Below are 11418 nucleotides of genomic sequence, written 5' to 3'. Positions count from 1 at the left end.
ACTCGCGTGGCGAACATCGATCGAAGGAATCTGTTGAAGGGCGCCGCAGCGCTCGCCGTCGTGCCGGTACCCGCCGCCGGCCGTGACAGTGGTCGTGGTGGTGGTGCGGCCTTCGACACCCCCGGCGGCGCGGACTTCCCGAAGGTCGGCGGGAACCTCGGCAACCAGAACTACACCGGTCTGCAGCAGATCAACCCGCATTCGGTACGACGTCTGCGCGGCGCCTGGGTCAACTCGGTCGAGGGCGGCCTGCGCAGCGGCAACAGCCAGAGCACGGCCGTGGCCGTCGACGGGGTGCTCTACATCGAGTCGGCGCTCGGCAACGTCATCGCCGTCGACGGCGTCACCGGCCGCACCCTCTGGCGGTACGACCAGACCAGAGGCGCCCTGACCAGGCGCGGGGTCGCGGTCGGCAACGGCTACGTCTACACCAAGTCGAACGACAACTACGTGGTCGCCCTCGACCAGCAGACCGGTCGGGTGGCGTGGGAACGGCAGATCGACGGCTTCGGCAACATCGAGAAGGTGGCGGTCGTCCACCATGACGGGTTGCTGTTCTGCGGCACCAACGACGGACCGCGCGGCGCCGCCCTGGCTCTGGACGCGCACACCGGTGACCTGGTGTGGCATTTCTGGGGCACCCCGGGGCCCGGCGAGTTCGGCAACGACACCTGGGAGGGCGACTCGTGGGCCGAGGGCGGGGCCACCCCGTGGATCCACCCGGCCGTCGACCCCGAGTTGGGCCTGACGTACTGGACGTTCGGCAACGCCCGTGGCAACAACTCCTCCCAGGACGGCTCGGCGCGCGGCGGGTCGAACCTGTTCGCGAACTCGCTGGTCGCCCTGGACCTGCGCACCGGTGCCTATCGGTGGCACTTCCAGTCGATCCACCACGACATCTGGGACATGGACAACGTCATGTCGCCGGTGCTCGCCGATGTGCGGATCCGCGGGCGGATGCGCAAGGTGGTCGTCTACGGCAGCAAGTCCGGGATGTTCTTCATCCTGGACCGGACCGACGGCACCGCCCCGCTCGGCGTCGTCGAACGCCCGGTCCCGCAGGAGCCGCGGCAGAAGACCTGGCCCACCCAGCCGTTCCCGGTGCAGGGCGGCTGGACCGAGCAGCGGGTCGTCGACCAGCCGCTGGGCACGTCGGTGCCCGGCGACCCGAACCGGGCCGTACCCAACTACGTCCAGGGTGCCCTCTACACCCCGCACTGGGACGTCCCGGTCCTGTCCATTCCCGGTCACGGCGGCGGCGCCGACTGGTCGCACCTGTCGTTCAGTCACCGCACCGGGCTGGTCTACACCGGATTCGGGTATGTGGCCGCCGCGCACTCGCTGACCGAGGCCGCGAACGGGCTGCGGCCACCGGGGGAGTACCAGACCGGCGGCATCGTGGCCGTCGACGTGTCCACCAACCGGGTGCGCTGGAAGCGGCGGATGCCGTACTCCCTGGCCCACGGCAACGGCATCCTCACCACCGCCACCGACCTGCTGGTCATCGGCCAGCCGGACGGCAACCTGCTCGCCATGGACGCCCGCACCGGCCGGGAGCTGTGGCGGTTCCAGACCGGCGCGGCGATCAGCTCCAGCCCGATCATGTACAAGGCCGGTGGCCGGGAGTACCTGGCCGTGTTCGCCGGCGGGACCGGCATCCCGTACGGCAACTCGGCACCCCGCGGCGACTTCCTCTGGGCGTTCGCGCTCGACGGGCCGCTCGGGCCGGTACCCGCGCCCCCGCCGCCGGTGATCCGCCGGCCGGTCTCCGGCGCCCCGGTCGACGGTGCGACCGTCGCGAACACGGTGATCATCGGGCGTGCCACCGGCGCCACCACCGAGTCGTTCGGGGTGGCCGCGATGAGCCCCACCCACCTGCGAGTCCCGGTCGGCACCACGGTCACCTTCACCAACCATCCGGGCAACGCGGGGCCGCGCGGGGTCACCCAGTTCTTCGAAGGGCTGTTCGACGTGCTGCTGGCGCCCGGCGAGTCCTTCACCCACACCTTCGACCGGGCGGGGGAGTACTTCTTCAACGACCCGGCCAGCCCGCGGTCGACCGGGAAGATCGAGGTCGTGGCGCCGTGAGACGGCTGTCGATCCTCAACGGCCCGAATCTGAACATGCTCGGGCGCCGCGAGCCCGACCTGTACGGCCGGGTCACCCTGGCGCAGATCGAGACCCGCTGCCGGGCGCTCGCCGGTGAGATGGACTTCGAGTTGTTCTTCGGACAGTCCAACGCCGAGGCGCAGCTGATCGACTGGGTGCATCAGGCGGTCGACGGCGACGCCGCGGTGATCATCAACCCGGCCGGGTTCACCACCCGGTCGGTGGCGCTCTACGACGCGCTGCGGATGGTGCGGCAACCGGTCGTCGAGGTGCATCTGACCAACGTGTTCGCCCGCGAGCCGCTCTACCGCAGACTGCTGACCGCGGCCGCCGCCACCGGGTTGCTCGCCGGGTTCGGTGCCGAGGTGTACGAGCTCGCGATGCGCGGCCTGGCCGGGAGGGTGTGGTGCGAGCCGGGATCGTCGGCTGCGGCCGAATCGCACGTAACCATGTGAGCGCACTGCGGGCGGCCGGTGTGACGGTGTGCGCGGTCGCCGACGTGGACGCCGGGCGGGCGCGGGCGTTCGCGGCCGACCACGGGGTGCCGTACGCGCACGGCGACGTGGCCGGGCTGTTCGGCCACGGACTCGACCTGGTCACCGTCTGCACGCCGGCCGCGGCCCACGAGGCCGGGGTCCGGGCGGCGGCGCGGTACGGCGTACCGGTGCTGTGCGAGAAGCCGTTGGCCCTCGACGTGGCACAGGCCCGGCGGATGATCGAGGTCGCCGAGGCCGCCGGGATCCGGTTCGGTGTGGTGTTCCAGCGCCGGTTCTGGCCGGCCGTGGACCAGGTGCGGGCCGCCGTCGGCACCCCGGTGACCGGCGGGATCACCGCCCGCCTCAATCGGGACGCCGCCTACTACCGCAAACCCGGCCGGGGCCGGCGGGCGAGCGAGGGCGGCGGGGTGCTGATGACCCAGGTGATCCACCACATCGATCTGCTGTGCCGGCTGATGGGGCCGGCCGCGTGGGTGTCCGGGCGGTGCGCCACGCTGGTGCCCCGCTCCGGCATCGACGTCGAGGACACCGCGGCGGCCGTGCTCGGGTTCGGCTCCGGGGCGATCGCCACCCTGCATGCCGGCACCACCTTCCGGCCGGGGCTGGGCGTGCAACTGTGGGTGTCGGACGCGGCCGGGCGCACGGCCGGGATCAACGAGTACCCGGAGGGCACCGGCTGCACCGACCTGTGGATCCGGCCGGGCCCCGCCGACCGGCCGCTGTCGGAGATCCACGAGCACCTCGAGCCGTACCATGCCGCGCAGGTCGCCGACTTCGTGGCGGCGGTCCGCGACGGACGGGACCCGGCGGTCACCGGCCGGGACGCGCTCGCCTCGCTGGAGATCGTCGAGGCGGTGTACGCGTCCTCGCGCACCGGACGACCCGTGGAGCTGCGGTGAGCGGGTCAGGCGCCGAACGGGCTGTTGAAGCCGCGCTCGGAGATCTGCCGGGCCATCTCGATCAGGTCGGCGGCGAACGCGGCGACCCGGTCGGGGGTGAACCGGATCGTCGGGCCGCTCAGCGACAGCGCGGCGACCACCGTGCCGGAGCGGCCGATGATCGGGGCGGCCACGGCCGACAGGCCCTCCTCGCGTTCGCCGTGGCTCTCGCCGAAGCCGTTCTGAGCGGTCTCGTCGATCCACTCGCGGATCACGGCGGCGTGTCCGGGTCCGTGCGGGGAGCCCTTCGCGATCCGCTCCAGCAGGGCCGGGCCGGCGTCGCGCAGCAACACCTTCGACGACGCGCCGGCCCACATCGGCAGCTCGTCGCCGACCTGCACGACGTGCCGCAACGGCTGTGGGCTCTCCTGCTGGGCGACGCAGACCCGGTAGACGTCGCGGGCCACGTACAGGTTGACGGTCTCGCGGTTGCGGGCGGCGAGCTCGCGCATGCTGCTCTGGGTCTCCGGCGGCAGCTCCCAGCTGCGCCGGGCCAGGTGCGCCCACCGCCACAGCCCGGGTCCGGCCATGTAGCCGCCGGTGGTGGCCCAGAGCAGCCCGTTCTGCTCCAGGGTGGAGACCAGGCGCAGCACGGTGGTCTTGGCCAGGCCGGTGGCCTCGACGATGTCGCGCACCGAGAGGATCGGGCGGTCGTCGGTGAGCAGGCCGAGGATGCCCAGGGCGCGCTGGACGCTGCGCACACCCTGCTGGTCGACGGACTCGGCCGGTTTCTCCACGGTGCCCCACTCTCTCGATCCGGTGCTACCCGGAGATTCTGCTGCATTTCACGGATCGCAGACCGGCGGCACCCGGCCTCTTGCCAGAACGGATCGACGACCGTACGTTACACCCAGTCCACTGAGCGGTTCAATTGGTCCGCAGAGTGGTTCATCTGGCTGGCGGAAGCGAGGTCCTTTCGTTGAGCACATCCGACGAGTGGCGTGAGCCGGCGCCGCTGCGCGCCTGGGGCTCGGCCGAGCTGTGGGTCGCCGTCGTCGCCCTGGTGGTGATCTTCGTGAGCGTTCTGTGGCAGGTGATCAGCCGATTCGTCCCGGCGCTGAACTGGCCCGGGGTGGGGGAGCTGGCCGGCTACTCGCTGATCGTGCTGACCTTCGTGATGGTCGGCTACCTGATCGGCAACAACGGCCACATCATGATCCAGATCATCGACTACCTGGCCAAAGGCGTCGCCTTCACGATCGTCAAAGCGGTGTCGGCGGCGTTCACCGCGGTCATCTGCGCGCTGCTGGCCTGGGAGGCGTACCACCTGATCCTGATGTACCCCGACCGCAGCTCCGCCGCACTCGGCGTCCCGCTCTGGATCCTCTACACGGTCCCGTTGGCCGGCTTCACCTCCGGCGCGGTCCGCGCCACGGTCCGCATCTTCGTCGCCGGCCGCCCCGACGCACCCTTCGACGCGGCGGAGGCGAGATGATCCTCGAACTGTGGATGGTCGGCGCCGCGATCGCCTTCCTCCTGCTGATCCGGGTCCCGGTCGGCCTCGCGTTCATCGGCCCCAGCCTCTGGTACGCGCTCGCCGACGGCCGGTCCCCGGGCTTCGCCATGAAGACCACCTTCGACGGTCTCAACAGCTTCCCGCTGCTGGCCGTGCCCCTGTTCATCCTGGTCGGCGTGCTGGCCAACCGGCTCGGGATCGCCGACCGGCTCTACGAGTTCTGCCTCGCCGCCCTCGGCCGACTGCGCGGCAACCTGGCATACGTCAACGTCGGCTCCGCCGTGGGCTTCTCCTGGATGAGCGGCTCGGCCCTGGCCGATGTCGCGGGACTCGGCAAGATGCAGATCCCGCAGATGGTCAAGGCCGGCTACCCGCACGGCTTCGCCTCCGGTCTGACCGCCTCTTCCTCGCTGATCAGCCCGGTGATGCCACCCAGCATCCCGGCCGTCATCTACGCCGCCACCGCCACCGTCTCCACCGGGGCACTGTTCGCCGCCTCGGTGATCCCCGCCTTCGCGATGGCCGCCGGCCTGTGCATCTACATCTACCTGTGGACCGCACGCCGGCCCCAGTTCACGTCGGTCCCGTTCGACCGGGCCAGGTTCACCAAGGCGTCGATCGGCGCCGTCGGGCCCCTGCTCACGCCGGTCATCCTGCTCGGCGGCATCCTGTCCGGCCTGTTCACCCCGACCGAGGCGGCCTCGGTCGCCGTGCTCTACATGCTGATCCTCGGCGCCGTCTACCGCACCCTGAAGGGCCCGGTGATCCTGCAGGCCGCCCGCGAGACCGCGGCGATCACCGCCGGCATCATGCTGATCCTCGGCGCCGCCGCACTGCTCGGTCTGATCCTGACCCGCGCCCACGTCTCCCGCGACGTCGCCGAGTTCCTCACCGGCGTCTCCGACAATCCCTGGGTCTTCCTGATCCTGGTCAACATCATCCTGCTGATCCTCGGCTGCCTCATCGACGCCACCGCGATCATCCTGGTCACCGTGCCGGTGCTGCTGCCGATCGCGGTCGGCTTCGGCATCGACCCGATCTACTTCGGCGTCGTCATGATCATCAACTTGATGATCGGGCTGCTCACCCCACCGGTCGGCAGCGTCCTCTACATCACCAGCTCGGTCACCGGGAAACCGGTCGACGTCATCTTCCGCGGGATCGCGCCGTTCCTGATCCCGCTGCTGATCGTCCTCATCGCGGTCACCGCACTACCCGGCGTCGTGCTGTGGCTGCCCCACATCCTCGGATTCTGACGATTCGGGAGACAACCATGAAAAGGTCCGCGATCGCCACGGCGATCCTGTTGATCCTCGCCACCGGATGCACCACCCAGAGCAACGACACCACCACCGGGACCGGCGGCAACCCGCAGATCACCCTCAAGATCGGCAGCTCACAGCCGGAGACCCAACCCAACTACCACTGCGGCATGCAACTGCTCAAGCAGCGCCTCGAAGGCCAACAGGACCTCAACCTCACCCTCGACCTGTTCCCCAACAGCCAACTCGGCCCGGACGCCGAACGCTTCGCCAGCGTGCAGAGCGGCGACATCGACATCGACCTGCAGGGCGGCTCGGCCATGTCGACCGCCTACCCGCCGATCGGAGTCCTCGACGCCGCCTACGCCTTCAACGACATCGACCACTTCTTCACATGGGTCGACCAGAACGGCGACCAGTTCTTCACCGCGTTCAACAAGGCCACCGGCACCACCATCATCGACGCCTGGTACTTCGGCATGCGCACCTTCACCGCCACCAAGCCGATCCGCAAACCCGAGGACCTGGCCGGCCTGAAGATCCGGTTCCCGAACACCCCCCAGTTCCTGGCCAACGCCGAAGCCCTCGGAGCCAACGCCGTCGCCATCGCCGTCGAAGAGCTGTACCTGGCCCTGCAACAGGGCGTCGCCCAAGGCCAGGAGAACCCGGTCGTCGCCACCCACGCGCAGAAGTTCGACGAGATCCTCAAAGTCGCCAGCCTCACCGACCACCAGGTCGGCGCCCACTACGTGGTGGTCTCCGACAAGACCCTCGCCAAGATGAGCCAACCGCAGAAGGACGCCCTCACCAAGGCCGTCCACGACATCCGCGCCGAGAACCGCAAATGCGTCGACGACGAGACCACCAAGGTCCTCGACGGCTGGCGGGCCGACCCCACCCGTACCGTCCTCGAAGTCGACAAACAGGCCTTCATCGCCAAGGCCGAGGCCTACTTCAACACCCACTACACCGGCGCCGACCTGGAGCTCTACAAGAGCATCCGAGCGTCGGCCTGATGAAGCACGTGCTGATCGGACTGGTCGGTGCCGGCATCGGCCAGTCCCACACCCCGTGGCTGCACCAGCAGGAGGCCGACCGGCACGGCATCCGACTCGTCTACACCACCATCGACTCGCACCGACACCGACTCGGCGCCGACGACCTGCCCGCCCTGCTGCACTGGGCCCGCACCCTCGGCTACCGCGGCCTCAACGTCACCCACCCGTTCAAACAGCAGATCATCACCCACCTCGACGAACTGTCCGATCAGGCCCGCACGGTCGGCGCCGTCAACACCGTCGTCTTCGACGACCACAAGACCACAGGCCACAACACCGATGTGTACGGCTTCCAGCGCGCCTTCCACGAACAGTTCCCCGACGCACCGCGCCGGCACGTCGTCCAGATCGGCGCGGGCGGCGCCGGAGCCGCCGTCACCCACGCCCTGCTCGCCCTCGGCGCCCGACAGATCACCGTCGTCGACGCCGAACCCGGCCGGGCCCGGCAGCACGCCGACCGATTCGGGATCACCGCCGCATCGACCACCCGCCTCACCGCCCTGCTGGACACCGCCGACGGCGTCATCAACGCCACCCCGGTCGGCATGGACCACCACCCCGGATCCCCGGTGCCGCCCGGCTGCCTACGCCCCGATCTGTGGGTCGCCGACCTCGTCTACCGACCCGCCGACACCGCCTTACTCCGAGCCGCCCGCGCCGCCGGCGCACCGACCCTGCCCGGCGTGGCGATGAGCGTCCACCAGGCGGTCGCCGCGTTCGAACTGTTCACCGGCCGACCCGCGGTCCCGGCGGCGATGCTCGCCGACTCCGCCGAATTGCTGCGCACCGGCCGGTGAACCCGCCCCTGTGGTCGGCGGCCCCGTTCGTGCTGCTGCTGGTCACCGTCGCCCTCCTCGAGGTGCTCGCCGCCGCGTGGTGGAGCCGGCCGCACCACAAAGCCCTGATCATCAGCCTGTTCACGATCCCGGCCGCAGCCCATCTACTGGCCGACGACGGCGGACCGGCCGCGCTCGGTCACTCCCTGACCGAGTACCTGTCGTTCCTCTCGCTGCTCGCCGCGCTGTTCGTAATCTCCGGAGGCATCCACCTGCGCGGGTCCCTGGCCGGAACCCCACTCGCCAACGCCGGGATGCTCGCCGCCGGGGCGGTGCTGGCCAACCTGGTCGGCACCACCGGCGCCGCGATGCTGCTGATCCGGCCGTTCCTGCGCGCCAACGCCCACCGGCAACGACGGGCACACCTCGTCCTGTTCTTCATCCTGATCGTCGCCAACGCCGGAGGACTGCTCACCCCGATCGGGGACCCGCCGCTCTACCTCGGCTACCTCAAAGGCGTTCCATTCGACTGGACCCTGCGGCTGTGGGCGCCGTGGCTGTTCGTCAACGGCACCCTGATCCTGCTGTTCAATCTGATCGACCAGTTCATCGTCAACCGGGAGGAACGACAGGACCGCGGCACCGGCCTGATGGACCAGCTGATCGTCCACGAGCCGCTGCGTGTCGAGGGGCGCCGCAACGTCGTACTGCTCGCCGCAGTCGTTCTTCTGCTCGTCGCCCGCCTCCCGGCACCGCTGGTCGCCGCAGCGCTGTGGGCGATCACGTTCGCCTCCTGGCGGCTCACACCGCGCGCCGTCCACCAGGCCAACCACTTCGGGTTCGGCCCGATCGTCTCAGTCGCGATCATCTTCGCCGGCGTGTTCGTGACCATGACCCAGCCGCTGCTGATCCTCAACGCCCGCGCCGCCCACACCGGCCTGACCGAACCCTGGCAGTACTTCTGGGCCACCGGCGGGCTGTCATCGGTCCTCGACAACGCGCCGACCTATCTGGCGTTCACCGCGGTCGCCGCCGGACGGTCCGGCATCTCCATCGACGATCCCGGCTACCTGAGCACCCTGGTCGGCACCAGCACCGGTGCCGACCTGCTCTCCGCGATCTCCTGCGGCGCCGTGATCATGGGTTCGCTGACCTACCTCGGCAACGGGCCGAACCTGATGGTCAAAGAGGTCGCCGAACACCGGGGCGTCCACATGCCGCACTTCTTCGCCTACGCCGCCGCCGCCACTGTGATCATGGTGCCGGTCCTGGCGGCGGCCACCGTCCTGTTCTTCCCACCCGGGAGCCCACCATGAGAAAAGCCCCGCCCATCCTGCTGATCCCGCTCCTGCTCGCGCTGCTCGGCCCCGCACCCGCCACGGCCGCACCCCACCCCGGCACCGTGCCGGCGCCCGCCGTCACCGGCCCCGTCCCGGGCCGGCCGTTCTTCGCCACCGACCTGGACCTGCCCGCCCGCGGCTACGTCGAGCAGGAGTACTTCTACAGCGGCCACGCCAACGTCTACGACGCGACGGTCGCACCCGGCATCGGCGCCCGACCCGCACCGTCACCGACCGCGAACATCGTCTCCACCGGCCACCCCTACACCACCCGGATGATCGTGCGCCGCCCGGCGCGGCCCGCCGCGTTCAACGGCACCGTGATCGTCGAATGGCTCAACGCCACCAGCCAGTACGACGTCGAAGCCCTCTGGTTCCGCACCCACGAGTTCCTGATGCGCGACGGTTACGCCTGGGTCGGCATCACCGCGCAGAGCGCCCCCGTCACCCACCCCGTCCTCGGCCTCAAAGCCTTCGACCCGCAGCGGTACGGCCACCTCGACCTGCCCGCCGGCGACGCCCTGTCCTTCGACGCCTACGCCCAGGGCCTGCAAGCGGTCCGCACCACCGATGTCCTCGGCGGACTACGGCACCGGATCAGCACCGTCGTCGCCGCCGGCGTCTCCCAATCAGCCGGCCGCGTCGCGGTGTTCGTCAACGCCGTCCAACCCCGCACCCGCCCGGTCGCCGACGCCGCCCTGCTCTACGTCGGCGGCGAACGCCTCCGCGACGACCTGCCCATCCCGGTGTTCAAAGTGCTGTCCGAGACCGAGTTCACCGGCCCACCGTCAGCCAACGAGATCAGCTCCCTGCAACCGGACACCGACCGCATGCGCACCTGGGCCGTCGCCGGCACCTCCCACTCCGACTGGGCCTCGTTCGCCGTCCGCTACGCCCTGCTGCAACGCGACCAGCCCACCGCACCGCTGCGGGACGACTGCGCCCGCCCCAGCCGCAGCCGCAGCCCCGACCGGTACCCGCTGTCCGCGGCGATGCACCACCTGACCCGCTGGACCCGGCACGGGATCGCACCGCCGACCGCGCCGCTGATCAGCCTCGCCGCCGACGGCCAGACCGTCCAGCGCGACCAGCACGGCAACGCCCTCGGCGGGCTGCGACTCGCCCCGTTCCAGGTGCCCGTCGCCGTCGACACCGGCAGCAACGAGAACCCGCCCGGCGGCACCGGCCTGTGCTTCCTCAACGGCACCCACATCCCGTTCGACCGGGCCACCCTGACAGCGCTGTATCCGGACCGGCAGACCTATCTGCGCCGGTTCACGATCGCCGCCGCCCGCAACGTCCGCGACGGCCACGTGCTGCCGGCCGACGCCGCCGAGATGCTGCGCGACGCCCACGCCTCCCTGGCCGGACGCGACCTGCAGTGCCGGGAACTGTGCGCGAACGTCGCCCAGTTCCCGATCCAGCCGTCCACCCAGCTGCTGCGCGACCACACGGCGTTCCTCTACCAGCGCGGCGGCGAACGGTTGCTGCACCTGCTGGACGACGCGACCCTCGCCGTGGCCCTCGGCCAGACCGACCCCGCACGGCAGCGGCGCCACTACGACCGGGCGGTGCGGGCCCTCGGTGACTACCGTGACCAGCTCGAACGTCAACACCGGCTCGGCCGTTCGACACCCGAACAGACCCGCCTGCTCGACGGATACGCCGCCGAGCTCATCCGGCTTCTCACACCTTCGCCCGCAGGCACCTGACGGCGTCCCGGGTCAGATACGGAGCCCGCCGACGACCTGCTGCAGTTCCGCGCTGATCCCGGTCGGAGAAGGTCGCGTCGGTGTTCTGGGCGACGGTCACCGCCTCCCAGACGACCCGGGCGGCCTCCTTGGCGCTCTCGGCGATCTCGCGGATCGAGGCGCCCCTCTCGTCGCTGCCGGCAGTGCAAGGAGTGGCACCTCGACGCCGCGGACAACCGGGCCGCCGTGTGGATCGACATCGCCCGGTCCACACGGTGGGTCGGCTGCCGG

10 protein-coding genes are annotated in these 11418 nt (G+C 70.5%); 9 read left to right on the top strand and 1 reads right to left on the bottom strand.

Features of this window, described 5'->3' with window-relative positions:
- The first annotated feature begins 6 nt into the window (after window positions 1–6).
- The 3 genes from Q0Z83_RS20025 to Q0Z83_RS20015 are packed head-to-tail and all read left to right on the top strand — an operon-like array spanning window position 7 to window position 3505.
- Window positions 7–2088 carry an outer membrane protein assembly factor BamB family protein gene (locus Q0Z83_RS20025; RefSeq protein ID WP_317795479.1) on the top strand — a complete coding sequence of 694 codons (2082 nt, stop codon included), beginning with the start codon at window positions 7–9 and terminating at the stop codon, window positions 2086–2088.
- The gene (locus tag Q0Z83_RS20020; protein ID WP_317795478.1) at window positions 2085–2564 is read left to right on the top strand and encodes a type II 3-dehydroquinate dehydratase; all 480 of its coding nucleotides are present in this window, start codon (window positions 2085–2087) and stop codon (window positions 2562–2564) included. The genes Q0Z83_RS20025 and Q0Z83_RS20020 overlap by 4 nt, the downstream gene beginning before the upstream one ends.
- A complete protein-coding gene (locus Q0Z83_RS20015; RefSeq protein ID WP_317795477.1) occupies window positions 2561–3505 on the top strand; it encodes a Gfo/Idh/MocA family protein in 945 nt (314 codons plus the stop codon). Before Q0Z83_RS20020 ends, Q0Z83_RS20015 begins: the two co-directional genes overlap by 4 nt.
- A 5-nt stretch (window positions 3506–3510) precedes the next feature.
- On the opposite strand, the gene Q0Z83_RS20010 is transcribed toward Q0Z83_RS20015, so the two are convergent.
- On the bottom strand, window positions 3511–4281 hold the full coding sequence (locus tag Q0Z83_RS20010; protein WP_317795476.1) for an IclR family transcriptional regulator: 771 nt from the start codon (window positions 4279–4281) through the stop codon (window positions 3511–3513).
- Between the two features lie 182 nt (window positions 4282–4463).
- Here Q0Z83_RS20010 and Q0Z83_RS20005 point away from each other — a divergent pair, with 182 nt between their 5' ends.
- From Q0Z83_RS20005 to Q0Z83_RS19980, 6 genes are read left to right on the top strand one after another with little or no spacing between them, the layout of a single operon-like run.
- A complete protein-coding gene (locus Q0Z83_RS20005; protein ID WP_317795475.1) occupies window positions 4464–4979 on the top strand; it encodes a TRAP transporter small permease in 516 nt (171 codons plus the stop codon).
- On the top strand, window positions 4976–6256 hold the full coding sequence (locus Q0Z83_RS20000; RefSeq protein ID WP_317795474.1) for a TRAP transporter large permease: 1281 nt from the start codon (window positions 4976–4978) through the stop codon (window positions 6254–6256). The genes Q0Z83_RS20005 and Q0Z83_RS20000 overlap by 4 nt, the downstream gene beginning before the upstream one ends.
- 17 nt (window positions 6257–6273) lie before the next feature.
- Window positions 6274–7278 (top strand): TRAP transporter substrate-binding protein DctP, encoded by a 1005-nt coding sequence (gene dctP, locus Q0Z83_RS19995; RefSeq protein WP_317795473.1) that lies wholly within the window; start codon window positions 6274–6276, stop codon window positions 7276–7278.
- Window positions 7278–8117, top strand: a complete 840-nt coding sequence (locus Q0Z83_RS19990; RefSeq protein WP_317795472.1) for a shikimate dehydrogenase — start codon at window positions 7278–7280, stop codon at window positions 8115–8117. Before dctP ends, Q0Z83_RS19990 begins: the two co-directional genes overlap by 1 nt.
- A complete protein-coding gene (locus Q0Z83_RS19985) occupies window positions 8114–9412 on the top strand; it encodes a sodium:proton antiporter (RefSeq protein ID WP_317795471.1) in 1299 nt (432 codons plus the stop codon). Before Q0Z83_RS19990 ends, Q0Z83_RS19985 begins: the two co-directional genes overlap by 4 nt.
- Window positions 9409–11148, top strand: a complete 1740-nt coding sequence (locus Q0Z83_RS19980; protein WP_317795470.1) for an alpha/beta hydrolase domain-containing protein — start codon at window positions 9409–9411, stop codon at window positions 11146–11148. The genes Q0Z83_RS19985 and Q0Z83_RS19980 overlap by 4 nt, the downstream gene beginning before the upstream one ends.
- The last annotated feature ends 270 nt before the right edge of the window (window positions 11149–11418 follow it).

Origin of the sequence: Actinoplanes sichuanensis (genome assembly GCF_033097365.1) — a bacterium.
Classification (GTDB): domain Bacteria; phylum Actinomycetota; class Actinomycetes; order Mycobacteriales; family Micromonosporaceae; genus Actinoplanes; species Actinoplanes sichuanensis.
This window is presented reverse-complemented; position numbering and strand designations above follow the sequence as displayed.

Excerpts from the sequence above, each read along its gene's own strand:
- Q0Z83_RS20000 (WP_317795474.1), top strand. The coding sequence starts at position 4,976 with ATGATCCTCGAACTGTGGATGGTCGGCGCCGCGATCGCCTTCCTCCTG.
- dctP (WP_317795473.1), top strand. The coding sequence starts at position 6,274 with ATGAAAAGGTCCGCGATCGCCACGGCGATCCTGTTGATCCTCGCCACC.
- Q0Z83_RS19990 (WP_317795472.1), top strand. The coding sequence starts at position 7,278 with ATGAAGCACGTGCTGATCGGACTGGTCGGTGCCGGCATCGGCCAGTCC.
- Q0Z83_RS19980 (WP_317795470.1), top strand. The coding sequence starts at position 9,409 with ATGAGAAAAGCCCCGCCCATCCTGCTGATCCCGCTCCTGCTCGCGCTG.